The sequence below is a fragment of the Streptomyces sp. NPDC086077 genome, assembly GCF_040686175.1.
In the GTDB taxonomy this organism is placed as follows: domain Bacteria; phylum Actinomycetota; class Actinomycetes; order Streptomycetales; family Streptomycetaceae; genus Streptomyces.
Map to the genome: position 1 here is coordinate 1 of NZ_JBFBJT010000008.1, position 23,665 is coordinate 23,665.

Below are 23,665 nucleotides of genomic sequence, written 5' to 3' on the forward strand. Positions count from 1 at the left end.
ATTCCCGCCCTGTGTCCTGAATCGTCGTCACCTTTTTCCGGCGTCCCGCCAGGGGCCCAAGCGGAACGCTGTCCTCTGTGCCCGGCCGCGGCGTCGGCCGCAGCCCTGGCCTCCTGGGCGTTGCTGTCGGACTCGTGGGCCTGGGCGTAGGCCTCCTTGGCGTCGGCCTTGGCGCGCGCGGCGTCGGCCTTCTGCTCGGCGTCCCAGGCGTCGTCCCGCAGGTCGCGGGCGTTGTCGCGGGCCTTGACCGCGGCGTCCCTCTTCTCGACCGCCGTCGCCTCGGCGGACTGTGCCCTGGTCTTGGCGTCCTTGGCGTTCGTCGCCTCCGTCTCGGCGGTCCGCCGGTGCCGCGCGGCCTCGGCCTGCTTGGCTGCGGCGGTTTCCTTCTCCGCCTTGGCCGTCTGCTCCTCGGCCTCGGCGGCCAGCCGCTTGGCGTGGGCGTCCGCGGCCGCCGCCTTCGCGTCGGCCTCCGCCTTCAGCGCCACGGCCAGCTTGGCCTCGGCGGTCTCCTTGTCCTTCTTGGCGTTGTCCCGGTGGACCTTCGCCGCGTCGGACGCCGCCTTCGCCTGCAACTCGGCGATGCGGGCGGCTTCCTTGCGGAACTCCGCCTTCGACTGCGCGGCCTGCGCCAGGGCCCGCTGCGCGATGGTCTCGCTGTCCCCGGCGGAGGCACGGGTTGCCGCCTCGGCGGTCTCGGCGGCCTTCACCAGCGCTTCCAGCGCGGCTACGGCACCCTTGGTGACCTGCGCCTTCTGCTGACCGGCCAGCAGACCACGGCCGCGCGGGGCGCCGCTCGAGTCGGCGACGACGTACGCGGCCTGGGTCGCGGTGTCCGAGGTCGTGGCGGACTTCTTGGCGATCTCCAGCTGCGCCTTGATGGCGGCGAGCTGCTTCTTGGCCTGCGTCTGGGCGTCGGTGATGCCCTTCTTGGCCTTGTCGAACTGTGCCTTGTCCGGGTAGCTCAGGCTGTCGGTGCCCTTGTGACCCTGCGGGACGATCCGGTACTTCTGCGGATTGCCGCCGTTGCAGGCCCACAGCCACGCGTCATGGCCGTTGTCGAACTTGTTCAGGTCCAGGCACTTGTCGGTGGCGGCGTTGCGCAGCCCGGCTGCGGCGCGGACGTCGAAGTTCCACTGCTGCGCCTTGCTGCCGTTGCAGGTCCAGATCTGGATCTTCGTGCCGTTGGCGCTGTTGCCGCTCTGCACGTCGAGGCACTTCTGCGCGTTGACGTTGTACAGGGCGTAGCCGTCGTGGTAGCCGTGGAACTGCCACTGCTGTGCCGCGCTGCCGTTGCAGGTGTAGATCTGCACGGGCGTGCCGTTGGTCTTCGCGCCGCTCTGGACGTCGAGGCACTTGCCTTTGGCGGCCTCGACCTGGATGACCGACGGTGAGTCGCCGATCCAGCCGATGCCGCCGGCGGACCAGTAGTCCTGCCAGCGGGCGAGGTGGTCGGCGATCCAGGACTGGCCGAGCATGTCGGCCATCGACTCGGACGCCTTGGTGAGGGCGGTGGTCGCGTCGCGGTTGGCGCCCAGTATCTGGTTGCGCTGGGTGGTCTGGGAGGCGATCTCCTGCTGCCACTCGGCCGCGGCGACGTCCTCCACCTGGCGCAGGGCCTTGTTGGGGTCGATCGGGTCTCGCCAGGCGCACGAGGCGAACCGGGTCTTCAGGTCCTCGACCGCGATACGGAACTCGGGGCTGTCCGGCTGCGGAGCGGTACGGGGGAACCCGCCGGAGGCGAGGAAGATACGGGCGTTGTCCGCGCCCGTGGGCTCCAGGGACCAGTCCGTGAGGTGCTCGAAGGCGTTCTGCTCGTAGAGCGCGCGGTTCCACTCGCCGCTGGGCAGACTCGGATCCGGGTCCGTGCCGTAGAGCGGCGTGCCGAGACCCTTGACGGCCTTCACCGTCTGCTCGTCGGCTTCCGGCGTCGGGTCGTAGAAGTCGAACTCCTCACTCCAGTTGGGGCCGCCGGCCCATTTGCCCAGGCCCGTCTGGTCGTAGAAGTCATCGCCCTCGTGGACGCCCGGCACCCACTCGAACTCGGTGACGGTGAACCCGCCCGGGGTCTCCAGGCCGTCGAGGGGCTTCTCCCACGCGTCCCGGCGGGAGTGGAGACGATCCCAGGTCGCCCTCCAGTCCGTGTTGTCCTTCTCGTGCTCCTGGCGCAGCGGGCCGTCGAAGGCGCCGTCGAGGGTGGCCAGTTCGCGCAGTTTCTCGGGCGTCTGGTTGAGGGCGTTCTGGGCGAAGCTGTACATGCGCGGCCCGCCCAGGCGCAGTGAGTCGGCCATCAGGCACTGGTCGAACCGGAGTTGCTCGTCCGCCGTGGTCTCGTACCAGTCGTCCGGCCGGTCGCTGGAGCGTGTGGTGCTCGATGCCGTGGGCAGGCCCGCGAGCTCTGGGCCCGTGACGAGCGTGGCCGGGACGGTTACGGCGGTCAGCAACAGGAGGAAACGGGTGGACAGCCTGCGTCTTCCGGACCCTGACGTCGGGAAGAGCGGTGATCTGGAACGCAAGAGCGCATCCCTTCATCGCGAGGAGAACGACCGGTGGTCTGCCGGTGTGGCTCGGGTGGTGTGGGAACGGGCTGCGTGGCCCCGGGGCCCGGCGTCAGAGGTGCCGGGCAGGGCCGAAAGGCGCGGGGCACGTGGCCCGTGGGTGCGGTGGATGCGGCAGATCCAGCGGCATGAAAGGTCCCCTCCCCCGTAGCGACATCGTTCCCCCGGTCGCTGAATGACGTGCGCGGAGACAGGATTGGTCATGATCCGGTCATACGCGCGGCGCAACCTTAGGCACAGGGCGGCGTTCGAACATAGAGGCGGTTGCGGAGTCCGGCGGGGTTGGCGTGAATGCTGCGGCGAAAGTGGGCGGCCCGGCGCTGCGCACATCGCCGCGAGATCCCTTCACAGATAAGGGACTTCTGTGTAGTTCCTGTGCCTGCGAGGCTTCGGTGGCCTGGGCGTGGCCGGGCAAGTTGGCCGGATTCCGCACCTGTCTGTCCGAGGGGTCGGAGACGGGAGAATCGCGATCGAGGCGTTCGTACTCTCGTGGGTATTTCCGATTTCGGGCACGCGGAAGCCTTTTTGGGTGGCTGTCGGATCGTAGGCTGCCCGTCATGTGCGGAATCGTGGGTTACGTGGGGTCGCAGTCGGCGCTGGAGGTCGTGACGGCCGGGCTGAGGCGGCTGGAGTACCGGGGTTACGACTCGGCGGGCGTCGCCGTGCTCGCGGACGGCGGGCTGGCGTCGGCGAAGCGGGCCGGGAAGCTGCTCAACCTGGAGAAGGAGCTGGTGGAACGGCCGCTGCCGACCGGCTCGACGGGGATCGGGCACACGCGGTGGGCCACGCACGGCGGCCCCACGGATGCGAACGCGCATCCGCATCTCGACAACGCCGGGCGGGTCGCCGTGGTCCACAACGGCATCATCGAGAACTTCGCGAGCCTGCGGGCCGAGCTGGCGGAGCGCGGGCACGACCTGACGTCCGAGACCGACACCGAGGTCGTCGCCCATCTGCTTGCCGAGGAGTTCGCGGCGAGCGCGGACCTCGCCGAGGCGATGCGGCTGGTGTGCCGGCGGCTTGAGGGGGCGTTCACGCTGGTCGCGGTGCACGCCGACATGCCGGACGTGGTGGTGGGGGCGCGGCGGAACTCGCCGCTGGTGGTGGGCGTCGGTGAGGGCGAGTCCTTCCTCGCCTCCGACGTCGCCGCGTTCATCGCCCACACGCGGTCGGCGATCGAGCTGGGGCAGGACCAGGTGGTGGAGCTGCGCCGGGACGGTGTCAGGGTGACGGGTTTCGACGGCCGCCCCGCGGAGGTGAGTTCGTACCACATCGACTGGGACGCGTCGGCCGCGGAGAAGGGGGGCTACGACTACTTCATGCTCAAGGAGATCGCCGAGCAGCCCAAGGCGGTCGCCGACACGTTGCTGGGGCGCATCGACGCGTCCGGCTCGCTGACGCTGGACGAGGTGCGGATCCCTGCGGGGGCGCTGCGGGAGGTCGACAAGGTCGTCATCGTCGCGTGCGGTACGGCGTTCCACGCGGGGCTGATCGCGAAGTACGCCATCGAGCACTGGACGCGTGTCCCGTGCGAGGTGGAGCTGGCGAGTGAGTTCCGCTACCGGGACCCGATCCTCGACCAGCAGACGCTGGTCATCGCCATCTCCCAGTCCGGCGAGACCATGGACACCCTGATGGCGCTGCGGCACGCCCGCGAGCAGGGCTCCAGGGTGCTGGCGATCTGCAACACCAACGGCTCGACGATCCCGCGCGAGTCGGACGCGGTGCTCTACACGCACGCCGGGCCGGAGGTCGCGGTGGCGTCAACGAAGGCGTTCCTCACGCAGTTGGTGGCCTGCTACCTCGTCGCGCTGTATCTCGGCCAGGTGCGGGGCACAAAGTGGGGTGACGAGGTCCAGGACGTGATCCGGGACCTGTCGAACATCGGTGGAGCGGTGGAGCGGGTCCTGGAGACCATGGAGCCGGTACGGGAGCTGGCGCGCTCGCTCGCCGCGAAGAACACGGTGCTGTTCCTGGGGCGGCACGTCCTGTATCCGGTCGCCCTCGAAGGGGCGCTGAAGCTCAAGGAACTGGCGTACATGCACGCCGAGGGCTTCGCGGCGGGCGAGCTCAAGCACGGGCCGATCGCGCTGATCGAGGAGGACCTGCCCGTGGTGGTCGTCGTCCCCTCACCTCGGGGGCGGTCCCTGATCCACGACAAGATCGTGTCCAACATCCAGGAGATCCGGGCCCGGGGCGCGCGCACCATCGTGATCGCGGAGGAGGGCGACGAGGCGGTGGTGCCGTACGCCGACCACCTCGTCCGGATCCCGGTGACACCGACGCTGCTTCAGCCGCTCGTGGCGACGGTGCCGTTGCAGGTGTTCGCGTGCGAGCTGGCGACGGCGCGCGGAAATGAGGTCGACCAGCCTCGGAACCTGGCCAAGTCGGTGACGGTGGAGTGAGGGCTGCTCCGCCGGTCATGCGCGGGTGATCTTGAGGGCCTTCACGAAGGTGGAGAAGGCTTCGGTGGGGACGGTGAGGGTGGCGGAGGGGGTCTTCGAGTCACGTATGGCTACGTGGGTGGGGGAGTTGGCGATTTCGACGCAATCGTTGCCGTCGCCCTCGCCCGAGTAGGAGGACTTCCGCCAGTTGCCGGGGGTGGTGGTCATGGTGCCTCACAGCTCCTTCGCCAGCTTGTGGATGAACTCGCGCGACCGTGCGGGCTCAAGTGACACGGCTTCCACTTTACGGAAGCGCGTTCGATAGGCGTTGAGCTGCGCTTCGGAGTCGATGAAGACCGAGCCGTGGGGTGCGTCGCGCACCACGGTGTCCAGCTTGGGCAGTGGGCCACCCACGTACGTCATGGTGCTTGAGGCTCTGGAGAAACCGTCCAGGTCGAAGGGGATGACGCGCAAGGTGATGTCTTCCGCGTCGGAGAGTTCGAGGAGGCGGGCGAGTTGGGCTTGTGAGGTCGCGCGGTCGCTGACCCTGATCCGTAGCGCCGCCTCGTGAATCACCGCCCCGTACGGGATGGGCGAGGAGCCTTCGATGATCACCCGGCGGGCCATTCGGTGGCGGATGCGTAGTTCCAGTTCCTCGGTGGTCAGTTCGGGGACTCTGGACGAGAAGACGGCGCGCGCGTAGTTCTCCGTCTGTAATACGCCCGGTACGAAGAGGATGGCGACGTCGTGCCGGAACGAGGCGTGGTGATCCAGCTCGGACAGGTCGAGGAACGACGTCGGCAGCAGGCCCCGGTAATCCTCCCACCAGCCACGTGCTCGGTCGGTCGCCATCGCCACCAGGGCGTCGACGAACTCGTCGTCCGTACAGGCGTAGTGCGACGCGAGACGGCGAAGGCGCTTCTCGCTCACTCCTGCGAGTGCGGACTCGATGTGCGTGATCTGGGCGGGGCTCACGCCGAGCAGCGCGGCCGCCTGGCGGGCGTTGAGGCCCGCCGACTCGCGGAGTCTGCGCAGCTCGGTCGCCAGGCGGAGCTGGCGTGCCGTTGGTTCGCGCCTCACAGCTAGGTGGAGGCGGGGCGGGGGATGGCGCTCGTGCGGGCGTGCGCCGATGTGTGGGGGTGGCAGCCATTGGCGCGGGAGGGTGATCGGGGGAAATTCGTGTGGCGTGAGATCCGTGCGGCATGAAAAGGGACGGTAATGGGTGCGGGACCCCGATCGAAAAGGGGCCCGCACCCATTACCGTCCCTGTCCCGGTGTCCCGTCCGGGCTCAGTGGCGGAAGGCGTCCTTCGCCTTCTCCCAGGCCTGGCGTGCGTCGCCTTGGGCGCTCTTCGAGCGGCCCGAAGCGTGCATGCGGCGGTTGCCGGACGTGCGGCCGAGGGCCTCTTTCGCCATGCCCACCAGCTGCTCTGCCTTGGCCTTCGCCTTCTGGTTGCCAGTCATGAGTTTCCACATCCCAACGTCGTCACGGCGTTTGGTGATGTCCGGGTTACCGCATCGGCAAGGGCTAAACGATCGGAAATCCCGTGTGCTTGTCCGCTCGGAAGCGGGGAACTCGTCGTCCTGGAGGTTGATAGATATGGTTCCCCTTCTTCTCGTTCTTCTGCTGGCTCTGATCCTTTTCGGTGCCGGCTTCGCACTGAAGGCGCTGTGGTGGATCGCGATCATCGTGATCGTCCTGTGGCTGCTGGGCTTCCTGGTCCGGCCCGCAGGCACAGGTGGGAAGCGTGGCCGCTGGTATCGCTGGTAGAGCGTTCCGAAGGGTGCGCGTCGCAACGAAGGGCCCGGTCACTGACCGGGCCCTTCGGGCGTTCCCTCCCGGGTGATGTGACCCGCCAGGGCGCACAGTGCGCGGAATGTGTGAAATCGGGCATCACTTCCCGCCCGGCGGGCACCCGCGTCGCACCGGGCGCCGGTGCGCAAGGGAACCAGCGCCTCCATGCCGGCGCCCGGCCTCGCGCTTAGGGTGCTCGGCATGAGCATCATCGGGGTCGGGATCGACGTGGCCGAGATCGATCGGTTCCGGGCGTCGCTGGAGCGGACGCCCGCGCTGGCCGAGCGGCTGTTCCTGCGGAGCGAGTTGCTGCTGCCGAGCGGGGAGCGCCGGGGTATCGCCTCGCTGGCGGCGCGGTTCGCCGCGAAGGAGGCGGTCGCCAAGGCGCTCGGCGCGCCGGCCGGGCTGCACTGGACCGACGCCGAGGTCTACGTCGAGGAGAGCGGGCAGCCGCGGCTGCGGGTGGCCGGGACGGTCGCCGCGCGGGCGGCGGAACTCGGCGTGCGGTCCTGGCACGTGTCGCTCAGCCACGACGCCGGGGTGGCCTCCGCCGTCGTCATCGCGGAAGGGTGAGACCCCCGGGCCGGGTCGAGGGGCGGACGCGTCGGCCGGTCGACCGGGGGTTGTCCAGGGCAATGGGGTGGCAACCCGTCGCTGGGTGGGCCGGTGTCGGTGGTGTGCGGGAGACTCGGGCGTATGCGTACTGCGTACAGCGTGGAGACGGTCCGGGCGGCCGAGCGGGAGTTGATGGCGCGACTTCCGGAGGGGGCGTTGATGCAGCGGGCGGCGGCCGGGCTCGCGGTCGCCTGCGCGGAGATGCTGGGACGGGTGTACGGCAGCCGCGTGGTGCTGCTGGTCGGGAGCGGGGACAACGGGGGTGACGCGCTCTACGCCGGGGCGCGGTTGGCCCGGCGGGGCGCGGGGGTGACCGCCGTGCTGCTCTCGCCGGAGCGGGCTCATGCGGGCGGGCTCGCCGCGCTGCGGCGGGCCGGAGGTTCCCTCGCGGGGGTGGACGGCGCCGAGGCGCTGATCGGGCGGGCCGATCTCGTCGTCGACGGGATTGTGGGGATCGGGGGGAAGGGCGGGCTGCGGTCCGAGGCCGTGCCGTTGGCGGAGGCCGCTGCCCGGGCGCGGGCGGCCGTGGTGGCCGTCGACCTCCCGAGCGGGGTCGACGCCGACACCGGGGAGGTGCGGGGGGCGGCCGTCCGGGCGGAGCTGACGGTGACGTTCGGGACGCACAAGCCGGGGCTGCTGGTGGATCCCGCGCGGGAGTACGCCGGGTCGGTGCGGCTCGTCGAGATCGGACTGGAGCTGCCGCGCGGGAGCGCCGAGTTGGAGGCCCTCCAGTACGCGGACGTGGCCCCGTTGCTGCCGGTGCCGGCTCCTGAGAGCGACAAGTACCGGCGCGGGGTCGTAGGGATCGCCGCCGGGTCGCCCCGGTATCCGGGCGCCGCCGTGCTTGCGGTCGCCGGGGCGCTGCGAGGTGGGGCGGGGGCCGTGCGGTACGTCGGGCCTGCCGCGGACGCGGTGATCGCGCGGTTCCCCGAGACGCTGGTGTCGGACCAGGGGCCGCGGCGGGCGGGGCGTGTACAGGCGTGGGTCGTGGGGCCGGGGGCCGGGGACGACGCGGGCACGGTCGCCGAGGCGTTGAGGGCCGATGTGCCGGTGCTGGTGGACGCGGACGGGCTGCGGCTGGCGGAGGCCGGGGCGGTGCGGGGGCGGAGCGCGCCGACGTTGATGACTCCGCACGCGGGCGAGGCGGCGGCGTTGTTGGGGGTGAGCCGGGAAGAGGTCGAGGGCGCCCGGCTCGGCGCCGCGCGGGAGTTGGCGGGCCGGTACGGGGCGACGGTGTTGCTGAAGGGATCCACGACGCTGGTGGCCGACGCGGGGAGCGGAGTCGCCGTACGGGTGAACCCGACCGGGACGGGCTGGCTGGCCACCGCCGGGAGCGGCGACGTGCTGTCGGGGCTCGCGGGGTCGCTGCTGGCGGCCGGGCTCTCGGCGCGGGACGCGGGGAGCGTGGGGGCGTACCTGCATGGGCTGGCCGGAAGGCTCGCGGCCGACGGCGCGCCGGTGGGGGCCCTCGATGTGGCGGAGGCGATTCCGGGGGCCTGGCGGGATGTGCGGCGGGATTGAGCAGTGAACCCCCACGGGGGGCTACGGGGCCGCGCCGAGCGGGGGGAAGGCCGGAGAGAGGTCCGGAACCACCGGTAGGGGCAGGCAGGTGGCGCGGCCCCGGTCCACGGGGTCGGGGTCGAAGGGATGTCCGATCGCTCTGAGAGACTGGGCGCGATGAGTACCACTGCACAGTTGCCGAGCACCGCGCCGTTGCGCGGTCGGGCTGAGATCGATCTTGGCGCGCTGCGCGCCAACGTGCGGGCGCTGCGCGCCCATGCGCCCGGCGCGGCCCTGATGGCCGTGGTGAAGTCCGAGGCGTACGGGCACGGCGCGCTGCCCTGCGCGCGGGCGGCCGTGGCGGCCGGGGCCGGCTGGCTGGGCACCGCCACGCCCGAGGAGGCCCTGGCGTTGCGGGCGGCCGAGGGCATCCCGGCTGATGTCCGGATCATGTGCTGGCTGTGGACGCCCGGCGGGCCCTGGCGTGCGGCCGTCGAGGCCGACATCGACGTGTCCGTGAGCGGTATGTGGGCTCTGCGCGAGGTCATCGAGGCCGCCCGGCGCGCGGGCCGGCCCGCCCGCGTGCAGCTCAAGGCCGACACGGGGCTCGGGCGCAACGGATGCCAGCCCGGCGACGACTGGGCCGAGCTCGTCGCGGCGGCGGTACAGGCCGAGGCCGAGGGGCTCGTCCGGGTCACGGGCCTGTGGTCGCACTTCGCGTGCGCCGACGAGCCGGGGCACCCTTCCATCGCCCTCCAGCTCGGCCGCTTCCGGGAGATGGTGTCGTACGCCGAGGGGGAGGGCGCCCGCCCCGAGGTGCGGCACATCGCCAACTCGCCCGCCACCCTCACGCTTCCCGAGGCCCACTTCGATCTGGTACGCACGGGGATCGCCCTCTACGGCATCTCGCCCAGCCCCGAGATCGGCACACCGGCCGACTTCGGGCTGCGGCCGGTGATGACACTGTCGGCGTCGTTGGCACTGGTCAAGCAGGTGCCCGGGGGGCACGGGGTCAGTTACGGCCACGGGTACACCACGCCCGGCGACACCACCCTCGGCCTCGTCCCGCTCGGTTACGCCGACGGCATCCCGCGGCACGCCTCGGGGACCGGTCCGGTGCTGATCGGCGGGAAGTGGCGGACCGTCGCGGGACGGATCGCGATGGACCAGTTCGTCGTCGACCTGGGGGGAGACGAGCCGCCGGTGGGTGCGCAGGCCGTGCTGTTCGGGCCCGGCGACCGGGGCGAGCCCACCGCAGAGGACTGGGCGCAGGCGGCGGGGACGATCGCGTACGAGATCGTGACCCGCATCGGAACGCGCGTCCCGCGCGTCTACGTCGACGTCGATGGGGAGCCGCCGGCGGGGCGGGCGGAAACAGGTCGGCCGGGAACAGCCCCTCAGGGGTAGGTGAACGGAAAACAGGACGGGTATCCGGGCCGGGGCCACCCCGTCCCGCGGGGCGGGCCCGCACCAGCTGACCCGACGGGGCCCGGAACCAGCAGGACCGGCGTACGACAACAGATCCGGCGAAGAGGAGCGGTACGTGAGCGAGAGCAGTGCGGAGGGCGTCGCCGACGCCGCCGCGGCCGTCGCTTCCGCCACGGGGGTGGCCGGAAACTGGCGCAAGGTGACCGGCGTCGCCGGCGCCGCCATAGGTGTGATCGCCGCCGGGGCGGCCGCCGGCGTCGCGATAGAGCGGATGACCGTCGGCCGCGGCATGCGAAGGAAGGCCCGGCTCGCCCTCGACTCGACGGGGCCGTACGGCGCGCTGCGCGGCACGCCCGGCCGGGCCTACGGCGACGACGGCACCGAGTTGTACTACGAGGTGGACGAGGTGGAGGCCGAGGCCGGCGTCTCGCCGCGGCGGCGCCGGCTCTTCGGGCGCAAGGCACCCGCGCCCGTCACCGTCGTCTTCAGCCATGGCTACTGCCTCAGCCAGGACTCCTGGCACTTCCAGCGGGCGGCGCTGCGGGGGGTCGTACGGACCGTGCACTGGGACCAGCGCAGCCACGGCCGCTCCGGGCGCGGGGCGGCGCAGGTCCAGGACGGTGCGCCGGTCACCATCGACCAGCTGGGCCGGGATCTGAAGGCCGTGATCGACGCGGCCGTGCCCGAGGGGCCGATCGTGCTGGTCGGGCACTCCATGGGCGGCATGACCATGATGGCCCTGGCCGACCAGTGTCCCGAGCTGATCCGGGACCGGGTCGTCGCGGTCGCGCTCGTCGGTACGTCCTCGGGGAAGCTCGGCGAGGTCAACTTCGGGCTGCCCGTCGCCGGAGTCAACGCGGTGCGGCGGGTGCTGCCCGGCGTGCTGCGGGCGCTGGGGCAGCAGGCGGAGCTGGTGGAGAAGGGGCGGCGGGCGGTCGCCGATCTCTTCGCCGGGATCATCAAACGGTACTCGTTCGCCACCCGGGACATCGACCCGGCCGTGGCGCGATTCGCGGAGCGGATGATCGAGGGCACGCCCATCGACGTCGTCGCCGAGTTCTATCCGGCGTTCACCGACCACGACAAGACCGAGGCGCTCGCCCACTTCGCGGATCTGCCGGTGCTGGTGCTGGCCGGGCTCAAGGACCTCGTCACGCCGAGCGAGCACAGCGAGGCCATCGCCGGTCTCCTGCCCGACGCGGAACTGGTCCTCGTGCCCGACGCCGGGCATCTGGTGATGCTGGAGCACCCGGAAGTGGTCACCGACCGGCTCGCCGACCTGCTCACACGCGCGGGTGCCGTGCCCGCAGGGGCTACCGTGGGTGGCTATGGAAGCACCAGCGGCACCGCACAACCCGGCTGAGACCGAGCTGATCGTCCACTCGCCCGAGCAGATGCGTGACCTCGGCCGCCGGCTCGCCAAACTGCTGCGCGCCGGAGACCTCGTCATGCTCAGCGGCGAGCTCGGCGCGGGCAAGACCACGCTGACCCGGGGGCTCGGCGAGGGGCTCGGCGTGCGCGGAGCGGTCACCTCACCGACGTTCGTGATCGCCCGTGTGCATCCGTCCCTCGTGGACGGGCCGCCACTCGTCCATGTCGACGCCTACCGCCTGGGTGGCGGGCTGGACGAGATGGAGGACCTCGACCTCGACGTCTCGCTGCCCGAGTCCGTGGTCGTCGTGGAGTGGGGAGAGGGCAAGGTCGAGGAGCTGACCGAGGAGCGGCTGCAGGTCACCATCCACCGGGCCGTCGGTGACACGACGGACGAGGTGCGGCGCGTGACGCTCACGGGCCTCGGTGAGCGCTGGGCACCGGTGGACCTGGAGTCGCTGTCCGCGTGACGGCATGAGCATTCCGACAAGACGTCGGCAAGATGTTGCGCCCGGCGTCCCGGACGTGGTCACATGGTATCCAGTCGCTAGTTAGGTGTGCCTAAGTTGCACCCACTGGCTCCGCCCCCGCCCTCAGGAGGCGTCCATGCCGACCACGGACCGCACACCGCAGCCGCGCCCCCTCGCGCCCGCCGGGGTGTCCATGCGCGATCTGCTGGCCTCCTGCGCCGCCGCGAAGGCGATCTCCACTCCGCCGCGCGCCCCTGAGCCGCCGGCGCCCCGGCGGGACGTGGACCACCGCGAAGCGGCATAGCGCCGGCTGCCCGTGACGCGGCGGCTGTCGGCTGACCCCATGACGCCCGCTGTCGGCTGACCCGCGACGCCGCGCACCTGCGGCACCTACCGGATGACGACGACCTTCTGACCGATCGTCGCGAACATCCACATCGCGTCCCCGTCCTCCCGCGTCTCCCGGATGCCCCCGGTCCGCACGGCCGGGTCGGGTGGCGCGGTGCTGCCGTCCACCGCCGCGCTGAAGCCGATGACCACGCCGTCCACGCTGGTGAAGCGGACGACGTGTTCGACCTGGGTGCCGTCGGAGCCGGTGGTCTCGCCCGAGCGGGACGTCACCGCGTAGGTGCCCGGCGCCGGGTCGACCGCGCTCGGCATCACCCTGAACGTGTGCTGGACCCGGTTGCGCGGGCCGACCAGCCACACCCGGTCGTCGTCGAGCGAGTACACGACCCGTTCGCCGACGCCGGAGCCGCTGGGCAGGGCGGTGGGGTGCCGCTTGTCGCGGGGGGCCTTGGACGCGGCCGCCGCGGGTGATCCGCCGGCGCCGTTCGGCGACGCGCTCAGTTCGGCGGGGACGGTCGCCGCCGCCTGATAGGCGAGGAAGCCGACCGCCGTGAGGGCGGCCGCCGTCAGCCCGGTCACGATGCCGGCGCTGGTGCTGGCCACGGCGCCACCTCCGCGTCTCGTAAGTCCTGGCTTGTGGTTACCGTAGGTGACGGTAGCAGCACAAAGCGGGTGGATCCGGGCGGCCGTGCCCGCGACCGGGCACCGTGTCGGAGCCCGGACGGGCCGTCGACGCCATGGCGTCCGCCACCGGCCACGAGGAGCCGTACGCTGATTGCGTGCTCTTGCTCGCTCTGGATACCGCCACCCCCGCCGTGACCGTCGCCCTGCACGACGGCACGGACGTCATCACCTCGTCGAGCCAGGTGGACGCCCGCCGGCACGGTGAGCTGCTGCTTCCGGCCGTCGACCGCGTCCTGACCGACGCCGGTCTGAGACTCGGCGCCGTCACCGGGATCGTCGTCGGGATCGGCCCGGGGCCGTACACCGGGCTGCGCGTCGGGCTGATGACCGCCGACACCTTCGGGCTGGCGCTCGGGGTCCCCGTGCACGGCGTGTGCACGCTGGACGGCCTCGCCTACGCCGCCGACAGGGAAGGCCCCTTCGTCGTGGCGACCGACGCCCGCCGCAAGGAGGTCTACTGGGCGCGGTACGACGACTCCCGTACCCGCGTCACGGACCCGGCCGTCGACCGGCCCGCCGACATCGCCGCCGAGGTCGCGGGCCTGCCCGCGGTCGGCGCGGGCGCGCTGCTGTACCCGGACACCTTCCCGGTCGCGTACGAGCCCGAGCACGTCTCGGCCGCAGCGCTCGCCCGGCTGGCCGTCGAGCGGCTGGACAAGGGCGAGGAACTGCCGCCCGCCCGGCCGCTCTACCTGCGCCGCCCGGACGCGCAGGTGCCCAAGAACTACAAGGTGGTCACCCCCAAGTGACCGAGGTGACCGAGCCCGTGACGCCCGTGCTGCGGGAGATGCGCTGGTGGGACCTCGATCCCGTGCTGGAGCTGGAGCGGGATCTGTTCCCCGACGACGCCTGGTCGCGGGGCATGTTCTGGTCCGAGCTCGCCCACGCTCGGGGCCCCGGGGCGACCCGGCGGTACTTCGTGGCCCAGGACGGCGACCGCGTCGCCGGGTACGCCGGGCTCGCCTCCGCCGGTGACATCGCCGACGTCCAGACGATCGCCGTGGCCCGCGAGTACTGGGGCACCGGCCTCGGCGGGCGGCTGCTGACCGAACTGCTGCGGGCGGCGACCGCGTTCGAGTGCGCCGAGGTGATGCTCGAATGCCGGGTCGACAACGTCCGCGCCCAGAAGCTCTACGAGCGCTTCGGCTTCGAGGCGATCGGTTTCCGGCGCGGCTACTACCAGCCCGGCAACGTCGACGCCCTGGTGATGCGCCTGACCGACCCTGCAACCTCTGTACAAGGAACCGAGATCCGACATGGCTGACGAACCCCTGGTCCTGGGGATCGAGACCTCCTGCGACGAGACCGGCGTCGGCGTCGTCCGCGGCACCACCCTGCTGGCGGATGCCGTCGCCTCCAGCGTCGACGAGCACGCCCGCTTCGGCGGTGTGGTGCCCGAGGTCGCGTCCCGCGCCCACCTGGAGGCGATGATCCCCACCGTCGACCGGGCGCTGAAGGAGGCGGGGGTCAGCGCGAAGGACCTCGACGGCATCGCGGTGACGGCCGGTCCGGGACTGGCGGGCGCGCTGCTGGTCGGCGTGTCGGCGGCGAAGGCCTACGCGTACGCGCTCGGCAAGCCGCTGTACGGTGTCAACCACCTCGCCTCGCACATCTGCGTCGACCAGCTGGAGCACGGGGCGCTGCCCGAGCCGACGATGGCGCTGCTGGTGTCCGGCGGCCACTCGTCGCTGCTGCTGTCCTCCGACATCACCTCCGACGTACGGCCGATGGGCGCCACCATCGACGACGCGGCGGGTGAGGCCTTCGACAAGATCGCCCGGGTGCTGAACCTGGGCTTCCCCGGCGGTCCGGTCATCGACCGCTACGCGCGAGAGGGCGACCCGGACGCGATCGCCTTCCCCCGCGGTCTGACCGGCCCGCGCGACGCGGCGTACGACTTCTCCTTCTCCGGTCTGAAGACGGCCGTGGCCCGCTGGATCGAGGCCAGGCGGGCGGCCGGGGAGGAGGTGCCGGTGCGCGACGTGGCGGCGTCCTTCCAGGAGGCGGTCGTGGACGTGCTGACCCGGAAGGCCGTGCGGGCCTGCCGTGACGAGGGCGTCGACCACCTGATGATCGGCGGTGGTGTCGCCGCCAACTCCCGGCTGCGGGCCCTCGCCGCGGAGCGGTGCGAGGCGGCGGGAATCCGGCTGCGGGTGCCCCGGCCCAAGCTGTGCACCGACAACGGGGCGATGGTCGCGGCGCTGGGCGCGGAGATGGTGGCGCGCAACCGGCCGGCGTCGAGCTGGGACCTGTCGGCGGACTCGTCGCTGCCGGTGACGGACCCGCACGTGCCGGGGCACGACCACGTGCACGAGGTCAGCAAGGAGAACCTGTACTCGTGACGGTCGCGTTGATGTGGGAGGCGCGGGCGGTGCCCGGCCGGGGGGAGGAACTGCTGGCGTGGGCACGCGCACAGCGCCTCGACCCCGGCCCGCTGCGCCGGGAGACCTTCCGCGCACCGCAGGACCGGGTCCTCGTCATCACGTGGTGGGACGCGGCCCCCGACGCCGGCCTGCCGGAACTGCCGGAGCCGGACGGCGGGTTGGTCACGCGGGCGGTGCATCGGTGGCGGTTCGAGTCGGTGGACGAGGAGTGAGGGCGGGGCTCGGCGGCCGTCCGGGCCGGTCAGTCGAGGGGACGGGCATCCGTCTCGCACACCAGGTGTCGGGCCGGTCCCAGTAGCCGCCGCGGGCCGTGCAGCGTCAGGCGTCGCGTGTGGCGGACGTCCGTGCTCGACGCCGCGAGGCGGAGTTCCAGCGCGCCGGGTTCCACGACGCGGTGGCCCGAGCGGGCCGTGAAGGACGACAGGTCCGCGTGGAAGTGGAAGGTGACGCGGGCCGCCCCGCCCGGGGACAGGGTCACCCGGCGGTAGCCGATCAGGCGGACGTCGGGACGGGTCACCGAGGCCACCGGATCGTGCAGGTAGAGCTGGACGACCTCCGCGCCCTCGCGGTCGCCCGTGTTGCGGACGGTGACGGACAGCTCGTAGGAGCCCTCCGTCGGGACCCGAGGGTCGCCGCCGGCGACGTCCTCCCAGGTGAACGCCGTGTACGAACGGCCGTGGCCGAAGGGGTACAGCGGCGTGGGGTCCAGGTTGCTGACCTCGCCCGCCAGGCCCAGGGGCGGCTGGAGGTACGTCCAGGGCTGGCCGCCCGGGTCGCGCGGCACGCTCACCGGGAGGCGGCCCGAGGGGTTGACGCGGCCGGAGAGGACGCCCGCCACCGCGGGGCCGCCCTCCTCGCCGGGGAAGAAGGCCTGGACCACCGCTCCGAGGCGGCCCTGCCAGCGGCCCAGCGCGTACGGGCGGCCGGTCAGCAGGACGAGGACGACCGGGACGCCCGTCTCCACCAGCGCGTCCAGCAGGTCCGCCTGGACGCCGGGGAGCTGGAGGTCGCTCGCGTCGCAGCCCTCGCCCGACGTGCCGCGGCCGAACAGGCCCGCCCGGTCGCCCAGGACCGCCACGCACACATCCGCCTCCGCCGCCCGCGCCACCGCCTCCTCGATGCCGGACGGGTCTGGCTCCGCGACCTCGCAGCCCTGCGCGAACGTCACCTTGGCGTCCGGGAGTTCCGTGCGCAGGGCCTCCAGCAGCGGGGCGATCTCGATGCCGGTGGGAACCTCGGGGTGGCGGGGCAGGACGTGGGAGGGGAAGGAGTAGCAGCCGAGCATCGCGAGCGGGTCGGCCGCGCGGGGGCCGACCACGGCGACGCGGGTGTCGGGCGGAAGAGGCAGCAGTCCGTCCGGGTTGTCGAGCAGGACCACCGACTCCTCCGCCAGCCGGCGGGCCAGGGCCCGGTTCGCCGCCGAGTCCAAATCGACGGGCCGCTCCGGCGGCTCGGGCCGCCAGTCCTCGTCCAGCAGCCCCAGCTCGCACTTCTGGAGCAGCACCCGCCCGGCCGCCCGGTCCACCAGTGACTCCGGCACCTCGCCCGCCCCGACCGCCTCCGCCAGCGGCCGCCCGTAGCACTTCAGGGTCGGCAGCTCCACGTCGATCCCGGCCGCCAGCGCCGCGTGCGCGGCCTCGGCGTCCGTGCCCGCCACGCGGTGCAGGGTCTGGAGGAAGCCGACGCCGAAGTAGTCCGAGACGACCGTGCCGGTGAAACCCCACTCCTCGCGCAGGAGTTCCGTCAGCAGGGTCATGTCCGCCGAGGCCGGCACCCCGTCCGTCTCCGTGTACGCCGCCATCACCGAGCGCGCGCCGCCCTCGCGCAACGCCAGCTCGAACGGCGGCAGCGTGACGTCCGCGAACTCGCGGGTCCCGGCCCGGACGGGCGCCAGGTTGCGGGCCCCGGCGGAGGAGGCGTACCCGGCGAAGTGCTTCAGCGTCGCCACGACCCCGGCCGACTCGAGGCCGCGCACGTAGGCGGCGCCGATCGTGCCGACCAGGTACGGGTCCTCGCCGATCGTCTCCTCGACCCGGCCCCAGCGTGGGTCGCGGACCACGTCCAGCACGGGCGCCAGTCCCTGGTGGACGCCGACCGAGCGCAGGTCGGCGCCGATCCGCCGGGCCATCTCCGCCACCAGTTCCGGATCGAAGGTGGCGCCCCAGGCCAGCGGGACCGGGTACGCCGTCGCGCGCCAGGCCGTGAAGCCGGCGAGGCACTCCTCGTGGACGAGCGCCGGGATGCCGAAGCGGCCGGACGCGGCGATCCGCCGCTGGGCGCGGGCCAGGGAGCGGGCGCCGGCCTCCGGGTCGACGGGGGCGGTGCCGAACGGGCGGGTGAGCTGGCCGAGGCCGTGCCGGATCAGCTCGTCGAAGTCGAAGTCGTCGCTCATCTCTTGCTGGTGCGGGGCGACTCCGTCGCCGTCCGTGCCGGCGCCCACCCACACGCCGTAGAGCTGGGCGGTCTTTTCTTCGAGGGTCATCCGGGAGAGCAGGTCCGCGACACGGACGTCCGCGGGCAGGCCGGGGTCACGCCAAGGGGCGGTGGTCATGAAACTCCTGTCGTCGAACGCGTAGGGAGGGCGCTACTTGCCACCGACGCCCATCAGGCCGCCCACCAGGGCCCGCCGCGCCACCAAGTAGACGGCGAAGATCGGGACGCCCGACAGGACGACCGAGGCGAGCAGGGCGGGGACGTTCACGCCGAATTGGCTGACGTAGTTGAACAGGCCGAGGGTGAGGACGCGCGGCCCGTCGGACTGGGTGAAGATCAGCGGGAAGAGGAAGCCGTTCCAGGCCTGGAGCGCGGCGTAGATGACGACCGTGCTGATGCCGCCCTTGGCCAGCGGGATCGTCAGCTGGAACAGCATCCGCAGCGGGGAGGCGCCGTCCAGGGCCATTGCCTCGTACAGCTCCTCCGAGATGTCGCGCAGGGTGCCGGTCAGGATGAGGACGGACACCGGCATCGCGAAGGCTGCCGTGGGCAGGATGACGGCGAGCAGGCTGTCGTAGAGGTTCAGCTTGGCGATCATCAGGTAGAGCGGGACCACGACCGCCTGCGCCGGGATCGCCACGCCCAGCAGGAACAGCCGGAAGGCGGCGCCCGACCACCGGGTGCGGGTGCGTACGGCGACGTAGGCGAGCGGCGTACCCAGGACCAGGACGATGGCCACGACCGCTGCCGCGACGAGCGCCGTGTTGGCCAGGAAGTGGCCGAAGCCGCTGTTCAGAACGGTGTTGTAGTTGTCGAGGGTGGGACGGGTGGGCGGCTGGAGGGCGTTGCGGCCCAGCGCCTCGTCCTGGTGGGTGAGGGAGGCCGAGATCATCGCGTAGATCGGGACGATCACGACCGCCAGCCAGAGCACCGAGCCGAGCCCGGCCAGCGGGTTGACGTGCCTTGGCCAGAAGCGGCGGCGGCGCGGCGCCGGGGCGGACGGCCGGTCGCGACGGGAGGTCTTCACGGGGTGCGGCAGCGTGTCGTGCGCCATGGCGTCACATCCCTTCCCGGACGCTGCGCATGGCGCCGAAGCCGGACAGCCGGACCAGCAGGAGCGACAGCGCGGTCGCCGCCGCCACCAGGAAGGAGGCGATGGCGCTGGCGTAGCCGAAGTCGTAGCTCTTGAAGCCCGCCTCGTACATCAGGTACGGCAGGATCGCGGTGTCCGTGCCGGGGCCGCCCTGGGTGAGGATCAGGACCGTCTCGAAGTAGGTCAGCGAGCCGACCACCATCAGGACGCTGGACGTCGTGACGGTGTGGCGCAGCTGCGGCAGGGTGACGGAGACGAACCGGCGGTAGCGGCCTGCGCCGTCGATCGCCGCCGCCTGGTAGAGCACGGGCGGGATCTGGCGGGCGCCGCCCTGGTAGATCAGCGTGTGGAACGGGATGAACTGCCAGCCACCGACGAAGACGATCGCGAGGAACGCGCCGCTGGAGGAGCCCAGGGTGTCCTTCTGGACAATGCCGAAGTTCGGGTCGAGCAGCGCGTAGAAGAGCAGGGCGATCGCCGTCGAGGAGAGCAGGAACGGCACGAAGAAGACCGCCGACAGGATCGCCCGGTTGCGCTGCCGGCCCGCCGCCCAGACACCCAGCAGCAATGCCACGACGGTCTGGAACGCCCAGCTGACGACGGTCAGCAGAACCGTCAGCCAGAGGGACTGGGTCAGGCGGGGGTCGTCCAGGAGCCGGCGCCAGTTGGCCAGTCCCACCGGCCTCGGGTCGCCGAGGCCGTTCCACTCGGTGAAGGACAGCAGGAAGGCCAGCACCATCGGCGCCACCGCGAAGAACGCGAAGAACAGGACGCCGGGCAGGGCCCAGACGGCGTGCGGCCGGCCGGTGCGGGGGGCCGCGCCGGGAGCGCTCACTTCAGCTCCTTCAGCGCGGACACGAACCGGCTCGGCGTCGACTGGCCGACGAACAGCTTGTTGATCTCTGTGAGCATCGGCGTCTGGACGCCCGGGTCCACCGCCTGGTCCCAGCTCAGCGTGAAGGCGGGCGCCCGCTCGACCATCTCGTACTGGAACGCCGCGAACTCGGGGTTGGGCGCCGATTTCAGCAGCTCGGCCGCGTTGGAAGTGGTCGGGATGTCCCCGTTGGCGACCAGGTCCTTGGCGTACGCCTGCGACGCGCAGTCCTTGAGGAAGGCGATCGCGGCGTCCTTGTTGCGGGTGCGGGCGTTGACCGACCAGTAGTTGGTGGGGTTCCCGACGACGTTGCGCACGTCCCCGGTGCCGCCGTCGAACGCGGGGAACGCCGCCCAGCCGAGGTGCTTCTTGGCGAAGTCCGGGAACTTGCCGAGCTGCGTGGAGTACTCCCAGGACCCCATCAGGTGCATGGCCGCCTTGCCCTGCGCGAAGACCGCCGGGGCGCCGCCGTTGACGTACGACACGGAGTTGAAGCCCTTGCCGAAGGCGCCGGCGTCCACGAGATCGCGGACCGTCTCGGCCGCCTTGAGGACGGACGGGTCGCCCCAGCCGGCGGAGTCGCCGTTCTGGATCCGGGCGAACACCTCGGGGCCGCCGATGCGGTCGACCAGGTACTCCAGCCACATCAGCTCGGGCCAGATGTCGGTGCCGCCCAGCGCGAAGGGGGTGATGCCGGCCTTCTTCAGCTTGGCGTTGGTGTCGAGGAGCTGGTCCCAGGTGGTCGGCGGCTGCAGCTTGTGCTCGGCGAAGACGGCCTTGTTGTAGAAGAGGATCACCGGTTGCATGCCGCGCATCGGTATGCCGTACCGGCGTCCGCCCAGGGCGCCCGCGTCCAGCACCGAAGGCAGGAAGCCGTCCTTGAGGATCGGGTCGCCCTCGATGACGTCGGTCAGGTCGACCAGTTGGCCGGCCTCCTGGTAGGCCTTGATGGAGCCGCCGCCCCAGTTGAAGAAGACGTCAGGGGCGTTGGGCGAGCCCATCGCCGTGCGCAGCTTGGCCGGGTACTCGGAGCCCGGTACCTTCTCCAGCCTGACGGTGCCGCCCGTGTTCTTCGCCGCCTTGGAGGCGTTGAACCGCTCGACGGCCGCCTGCTGCACCTTCGCCGCGTCGTCGCCGTACACCAGGGCGGTGAGCGCGCCGCCCGCGCCGCCGGAGTCACCGCCGGAACCGCAGGCGGTGAGGCCCGTGGTGAGCACGGTGGCGGCACCGGCGCCGAGCATCCAGCGCCTGCTGAACGTACGCCCGCCGTCGGGCGACGTGGTGGACCCCAGGGACCCAGACCCCATGACAGCACGCATCCTCTCGCGACTCTCTTCGTGCGCGGAACGTTGCTCGATGACCGAATGTTTCGGCCAGAAGCTCGAATGTTCCGGGAACGTATGGCGCCGCATGGGGTCCGTCAAGAGGTCGCGCAGGGATACGATCGCCGCCATGACTCCCCCGGAAAGCCCTCAGACCCGGACGGCACGGCGGTCCGCCCAGACCGCGACCCTCGCCGAGATCGCCCGCGAGGCCGGAGTCTCCGCGCCGACTGTTTCGAAGGTGCTCAACGGCCGGGCCGACGTCGCCCCCGCCACCCGCCACCGCGTCGAGGGCCTGCTGCGCGCCCACGGCTACCGGCGGCGCCGGGCCGAGGCGACCCGCTCACCGCTGATCGACCTGGTCTTCCACGAGTTGGACAGCGCCTGGGCCCTGGAGGTCATCCGGGGGGTGGAGAACGTGGCCCGGGAGGCCGGTCTGAGCGTCGTGCTCTCCGAGAGCGCGGGCCGGCTGACGCCCGGGCGGACCTGGGCCGACCAGGTCGCCGCCCGTCGCCCGCACGGCGTGATCCTGGTGCTGAGCGAGCTCGACGAGTCCCAGCGGGCGCTGCTGACCAGCCGTTCCATCCCGTTCGTGGTGATGGATCCGGCGGGCGACCCGGGCACCGACGTGCCCTCGATCGGCGCCACCAACTGGCAGGGCGGCCTCGCCGCGACCCGGTACCTGGTCGAGCTGGGGCACACCCGGATCGGCGCGATCACCGGGCCGTCGCGGATGCTGTGCAGCAGGGCCCGCGTGGACGGCTACCGGGCCGCGCTGGAGACCGCCGGACTGCCGGTCGACCCCTCACTGGTCGTGGCCGGCGACTTCCACCACGACGCCGGCTACCGGCTCGGCCTTCAGCTGCTGCGCCGCCCGGACCGGCCGACCGCCGTCTTCGCGGGCAACGACCTGCAGGCGCTCGGGCTGTACGAGGCGGCGCGTGAGCTGGGGCTGCGGGTGCCGGAGGACGTGAGCGTGGTGGGGTTCGACGACCTGCCGGTGGCGCGCTGGGTGGGGCCGCCGCTGACGACCGTACGGCAGCCGCTGACGGAGATGGCGGAGGCGGCGGCCCGGCTGGTGCTGGACCTGGGGCGCGGGGACGCGGCCGCCGCCACGACGCGGGTGGAGCTGGCCACGAGCCTGGTGGTGCGCAGCAGTACGGCCGCACCGTCGAAACTTTCGGATCACCGAGCGCTGGAGAAGTCTTAGATTTTCCGAAGAAAACAGGGTTCGGGGTCCCCGCTGGTAACAATTCGGACGTACGTTCCTGTCCGTGACGGGACACATAACGGAACACGGCGGGGACGGGGACGAGGGCCCGAGAGGCCGACGGCCGAGGGCGCTGAAGGCCGCGGGGCTGGTGCTCGCGGCCGCGCTGGTGCTCGGGGGCGCCGGGGCGGGCTGGGTCTACTGGCGGCTGAACGACAACATCACGAGCGTCGACATCAACAGCGCCCTGGGCGACGACCGCCCGGCGAAGCCGACGCACGCCCTCCCCTCATCCGCCTCGACACCGCCCCAGGAGGCCCTGAACATCCTGGTGCTGGGCTCGGACTCACGCGGGAGCGCCCGGAACCAGGCCCTCGGGGGCGGAGACAGCGAGGGCGCCCGGTCCGACACGGCGATGGTCGTGCACCTCGGCGCCGGGCGCACCGAGGCCAGCGTGGTAAGCATCCCGCGCGACACCCTGGTCACCCGCCCGTCCTGCCCGCTGGAGTCGGGTGGTGAGTCGGCCGAGGCCCATGGCGTCATGTTCAACAGCGCGTACGAGCTGGGCGGTCCGGTGTGCGCGGTGAAGACCGTCGAGTCGATGACCGACGTCCGTATGGACCACTACATCGAGATCGACTTCGCCGGTTTCGCCCAGCTGGTGGACGCCCTCGGCGGGGTCACCGTCACCACCGGGCAGGACATCGACGACGAGGACAGCCATCTGACCCTGACGGCCGGCACCCATCACCTCGACGGCGAGCAGGCCCTCGCCCTGGCCCGCACCCGGCACGGCATCGGGGACGGCAGCGACCTGGGGCGCATAGGCCTTCAGCACCTGCTCGTGAAGGCGCTGCTGGAGCAGATCGCGTCGACCAGCCTGCTGTCGGACCCGACCCGACTGTACGAGGTCGCCGACGCGGTGACCGGGAGCCTGACGACCGACACCGGTCTGGACTCGCTGTCCGAGCTGGTGGGGTTCGGGGAGAGCCTGCGGGGGCTGCCGGCGGACGCCATGGAGACGGTGATGATGCCGGTCCTCCCGGCGGCCTCGGACCCGAACCGGGTGGTGGCCGACGAGCCGGAGGCGGGGGAGTTGTGGAAGTCGCTGCGGTAGGGCGTGGGCGGGCCCGCGGGCGGGCGGAAGGGGTCGCGGAAAAAGTTCCGAGGAAATTCGGCGAGGGTGTCGATCCGCGCGGA

The 23,665-nt window shown here is 72.0% G+C and carries 23 protein-coding genes and 1 pseudogene; 15 read left to right on the forward strand and 9 right to left on the reverse strand.

Annotated features, from left to right (window positions below):
• Nucleotides 1–2,384, reverse strand: a 2,384-nt coding sequence (locus tag AB0O67_RS03990) for an RICIN domain-containing protein (protein WP_365445894.1), incomplete at its 3' end; no start/stop codon positions are given.
• A 728-nt stretch (nucleotides 2,385–3,112) separates the two neighbouring features.
• Here AB0O67_RS03990 and glmS point away from each other — a divergent pair.
• Nucleotides 3,113–4,960: a glutamine--fructose-6-phosphate transaminase (isomerizing) gene (gene glmS / locus AB0O67_RS03995; RefSeq protein ID WP_365445668.1), complete on the forward strand. Its 1,848-nt coding sequence runs from the start codon at nucleotides 3,113–3,115 to the stop codon at nucleotides 4,958–4,960.
• 15 nt (nucleotides 4,961–4,975) lie between these two features.
• Here glmS and AB0O67_RS04000 read toward each other — a convergent pair whose 3' ends face one another.
• Nucleotides 4,976–5,167, reverse strand: coding sequence for a DUF397 domain-containing protein (locus tag AB0O67_RS04000; RefSeq protein ID WP_365445671.1), 192 nt, complete (start codon nucleotides 5,165–5,167; stop codon nucleotides 4,976–4,978).
• Nucleotides 5,168–5,173: 6 nt separating this feature from the next.
• Nucleotides 5,174–6,019 (reverse strand): helix-turn-helix transcriptional regulator, encoded by an 846-nt coding sequence (locus tag AB0O67_RS04005; RefSeq protein ID WP_365445674.1) that lies wholly within the window; start codon nucleotides 6,017–6,019, stop codon nucleotides 5,174–5,176.
• Between the two features lie 9 nt (nucleotides 6,020–6,028).
• Between AB0O67_RS04005 and AB0O67_RS04010 the strand changes: the two are divergent.
• Nucleotides 6,029–6,145 (forward strand): annotated as a pseudogene (locus AB0O67_RS04010) (ATP-binding protein); the annotation flags it as partial.
• A gap of 83 nt (nucleotides 6,146–6,228) precedes the next feature.
• Here the strand turns inward: AB0O67_RS04010 and AB0O67_RS04015 are convergent.
• Entirely contained in the window at nucleotides 6,229–6,402 is a 174-nt protein-coding gene (locus AB0O67_RS04015; protein WP_365445677.1) for a CsbD family protein, read from the reverse strand.
• Between the two features lie 136 nt (nucleotides 6,403–6,538).
• Here AB0O67_RS04015 and AB0O67_RS04020 point away from each other — a divergent pair, with 136 nt between their 5' ends.
• The 7 genes from AB0O67_RS04020 to AB0O67_RS04050 all read left to right on the forward strand — a co-directional run bounded on the left by AB0O67_RS04020 (nucleotide 6,539) and on the right by AB0O67_RS04050 (nucleotide 12,421).
• Complete coding sequence (locus AB0O67_RS04020) at nucleotides 6,539–6,709, forward strand: hydrophobic protein (RefSeq protein ID WP_365445680.1); 171 nt, start codon at nucleotides 6,539–6,541, stop codon at nucleotides 6,707–6,709.
• Between the two features lie 225 nt (nucleotides 6,710–6,934).
• On the forward strand, nucleotides 6,935–7,306 hold the full coding sequence (locus tag AB0O67_RS04025; RefSeq protein ID WP_365445683.1) for a holo-ACP synthase: 372 nt from the start codon (nucleotides 6,935–6,937) through the stop codon (nucleotides 7,304–7,306).
• A 123-nt stretch (nucleotides 7,307–7,429) separates the two neighbouring features.
• On the forward strand, nucleotides 7,430–8,869 hold the full coding sequence (locus AB0O67_RS04030) for an NAD(P)H-hydrate dehydratase (RefSeq protein WP_365445685.1): 1,440 nt from the start codon (nucleotides 7,430–7,432) through the stop codon (nucleotides 8,867–8,869).
• Nucleotides 8,870–9,025: 156 nt separating this feature from the next.
• Entirely contained in the window at nucleotides 9,026–10,255 is a 1,230-nt protein-coding gene (alr, locus tag AB0O67_RS04035) for an alanine racemase (RefSeq protein WP_365445688.1), read from the forward strand.
• 136 nt (nucleotides 10,256–10,391) lie between these two features.
• Nucleotides 10,392–11,639, forward strand: a complete 1,248-nt coding sequence (locus AB0O67_RS04040; protein ID WP_365445691.1) for an alpha/beta hydrolase — start codon at nucleotides 10,392–10,394, stop codon at nucleotides 11,637–11,639.
• A complete protein-coding gene (gene tsaE / locus AB0O67_RS04045; RefSeq protein ID WP_365445694.1) occupies nucleotides 11,605–12,117 on the forward strand; it encodes a tRNA (adenosine(37)-N6)-threonylcarbamoyltransferase complex ATPase subunit type 1 TsaE in 513 nt (170 codons plus the stop codon). Before AB0O67_RS04040 ends, tsaE begins: the two co-directional genes overlap by 35 nt.
• A 136-nt stretch (nucleotides 12,118–12,253) precedes the next feature.
• On the forward strand, nucleotides 12,254–12,421 hold the full coding sequence (locus AB0O67_RS04050) for a hypothetical protein (protein ID WP_365445697.1): 168 nt from the start codon (nucleotides 12,254–12,256) through the stop codon (nucleotides 12,419–12,421).
• 86 nt (nucleotides 12,422–12,507) lie between these two features.
• Here AB0O67_RS04050 and AB0O67_RS04055 read toward each other — a convergent pair whose 3' ends face one another.
• A complete protein-coding gene (locus AB0O67_RS04055; protein WP_365445700.1) occupies nucleotides 12,508–13,068 on the reverse strand; it encodes a hypothetical protein in 561 nt (186 codons plus the stop codon).
• A gap of 176 nt (nucleotides 13,069–13,244) precedes the next feature.
• Between AB0O67_RS04055 and tsaB the strand changes: the two genes are divergently transcribed.
• The 4 genes from tsaB to AB0O67_RS04075 are packed head-to-tail and all read left to right on the forward strand — an operon-like array spanning nucleotide 13,245 to nucleotide 15,745.
• Nucleotides 13,245–13,898 carry a tRNA (adenosine(37)-N6)-threonylcarbamoyltransferase complex dimerization subunit type 1 TsaB gene (tsaB, locus tag AB0O67_RS04060; RefSeq protein WP_365445703.1) on the forward strand — a complete coding sequence of 218 codons (654 nt, stop codon included), beginning with the start codon at nucleotides 13,245–13,247 and terminating at the stop codon, nucleotides 13,896–13,898.
• A gap of 5 nt (nucleotides 13,899–13,903) precedes the next feature.
• Nucleotides 13,904–14,413 (forward strand): ribosomal protein S18-alanine N-acetyltransferase, encoded by a 510-nt coding sequence (rimI, locus tag AB0O67_RS04065; RefSeq protein WP_365445897.1) that lies wholly within the window; start codon nucleotides 13,904–13,906, stop codon nucleotides 14,411–14,413.
• A complete protein-coding gene (gene tsaD / locus AB0O67_RS04070; RefSeq protein WP_365445706.1) occupies nucleotides 14,406–15,491 on the forward strand; it encodes a tRNA (adenosine(37)-N6)-threonylcarbamoyltransferase complex transferase subunit TsaD in 1,086 nt (361 codons plus the stop codon). Before rimI ends, tsaD begins: the two co-directional genes overlap by 8 nt.
• Nucleotides 15,488–15,745, forward strand: coding sequence for a hypothetical protein (locus AB0O67_RS04075; RefSeq protein WP_365445709.1), 258 nt, complete (start codon nucleotides 15,488–15,490; stop codon nucleotides 15,743–15,745). The genes tsaD and AB0O67_RS04075 overlap by 4 nt, the downstream gene beginning before the upstream one ends.
• Before the next feature lie 29 nt (nucleotides 15,746–15,774).
• Here AB0O67_RS04075 and AB0O67_RS04080 read toward each other — a convergent pair whose 3' ends face one another.
• From AB0O67_RS04080 to AB0O67_RS04095, 4 genes are read right to left on the reverse strand one after another with little or no spacing between them, the layout of a single operon-like run.
• Complete coding sequence (locus AB0O67_RS04080) at nucleotides 15,775–18,084, reverse strand: glycoside hydrolase family 3 N-terminal domain-containing protein (RefSeq protein WP_365445712.1); 2,310 nt, start codon at nucleotides 18,082–18,084, stop codon at nucleotides 15,775–15,777.
• A gap of 33 nt (nucleotides 18,085–18,117) precedes the next feature.
• The gene (locus tag AB0O67_RS04085) at nucleotides 18,118–19,020 is read right to left on the reverse strand and encodes a carbohydrate ABC transporter permease (RefSeq protein ID WP_365445715.1); all 903 of its coding nucleotides are present in this window, start codon (nucleotides 19,018–19,020) and stop codon (nucleotides 18,118–18,120) included.
• Between the two features lie 4 nt (nucleotides 19,021–19,024).
• Complete coding sequence (locus tag AB0O67_RS04090) at nucleotides 19,025–19,894, reverse strand: sugar ABC transporter permease (protein WP_365445718.1); 870 nt, start codon at nucleotides 19,892–19,894, stop codon at nucleotides 19,025–19,027.
• Nucleotides 19,891–21,240 (reverse strand): extracellular solute-binding protein, encoded by a 1,350-nt coding sequence (locus tag AB0O67_RS04095; RefSeq protein WP_365445721.1) that lies wholly within the window; start codon nucleotides 21,238–21,240, stop codon nucleotides 19,891–19,893. Before AB0O67_RS04095 ends, AB0O67_RS04090 begins: the two co-directional genes overlap by 4 nt.
• 145 nt (nucleotides 21,241–21,385) lie before the next feature.
• On the opposite strand from AB0O67_RS04095, the gene AB0O67_RS04100 reads away from it, so the two are divergent.
• Both AB0O67_RS04100 and AB0O67_RS04105 read left to right on the forward strand, forming a co-directional pair.
• Entirely contained in the window at nucleotides 21,386–22,465 is a 1,080-nt protein-coding gene (locus tag AB0O67_RS04100; RefSeq protein WP_365445724.1) for a LacI family DNA-binding transcriptional regulator, read from the forward strand.
• A 64-nt stretch (nucleotides 22,466–22,529) separates the two neighbouring features.
• A complete protein-coding gene (locus tag AB0O67_RS04105) occupies nucleotides 22,530–23,582 on the forward strand; it encodes an LCP family protein (protein WP_365445727.1) in 1,053 nt (350 codons plus the stop codon).
• Nucleotides 23,583–23,665 lie beyond the last annotated feature (83 nt).

What these genes read in the sequence shown, in the direction of transcription:
- AB0O67_RS04085 (WP_365445715.1), bottom strand. Translation starts at nt 19,020, where the DNA reads ATGGCGCACGACACGCTGCCGCACCCCGTGAAGACCTCCCGTCGCGAC.
- AB0O67_RS04020 (WP_365445680.1), top strand. Translation starts at nt 6,539, where the DNA reads ATGGTTCCCCTTCTTCTCGTTCTTCTGCTGGCTCTGATCCTTTTCGGT.
- AB0O67_RS04050 (WP_365445697.1), top strand. Translation starts at nt 12,254, where the DNA reads ATGCCGACCACGGACCGCACACCGCAGCCGCGCCCCCTCGCGCCCGCC.
- tsaD (WP_365445706.1), top strand. Translation starts at nt 14,406, where the DNA reads ATGGCTGACGAACCCCTGGTCCTGGGGATCGAGACCTCCTGCGACGAG.
- AB0O67_RS04080 (WP_365445712.1), bottom strand. Translation starts at nt 18,084, where the DNA reads ATGACCACCGCCCCTTGGCGTGACCCCGGCCTGCCCGCGGACGTCCGT.
- tsaE (WP_365445694.1), top strand. Translation starts at nt 11,605, where the DNA reads ATGGAAGCACCAGCGGCACCGCACAACCCGGCTGAGACCGAGCTGATC.
- AB0O67_RS04030 (WP_365445685.1), top strand. Translation starts at nt 7,430, where the DNA reads ATGCGTACTGCGTACAGCGTGGAGACGGTCCGGGCGGCCGAGCGGGAG.
- AB0O67_RS04025 (WP_365445683.1), top strand. Translation starts at nt 6,935, where the DNA reads ATGAGCATCATCGGGGTCGGGATCGACGTGGCCGAGATCGATCGGTTC.
- AB0O67_RS04015 (WP_365445677.1), bottom strand. Translation starts at nt 6,402, where the DNA reads ATGACTGGCAACCAGAAGGCGAAGGCCAAGGCAGAGCAGCTGGTGGGC.
- glmS (WP_365445668.1), top strand. Translation starts at nt 3,113, where the DNA reads ATGTGCGGAATCGTGGGTTACGTGGGGTCGCAGTCGGCGCTGGAGGTC.
- AB0O67_RS04100 (WP_365445724.1), top strand. Translation starts at nt 21,386, where the DNA reads ATGACTCCCCCGGAAAGCCCTCAGACCCGGACGGCACGGCGGTCCGCC.
- AB0O67_RS04000 (WP_365445671.1), bottom strand. Translation starts at nt 5,167, where the DNA reads ATGACCACCACCCCCGGCAACTGGCGGAAGTCCTCCTACTCGGGCGAG.
- AB0O67_RS04095 (WP_365445721.1), bottom strand. Translation starts at nt 21,240, where the DNA reads ATGGGGTCTGGGTCCCTGGGGTCCACCACGTCGCCCGACGGCGGGCGT.
- alr (WP_365445688.1), top strand. Translation starts at nt 9,026, where the DNA reads ATGAGTACCACTGCACAGTTGCCGAGCACCGCGCCGTTGCGCGGTCGG.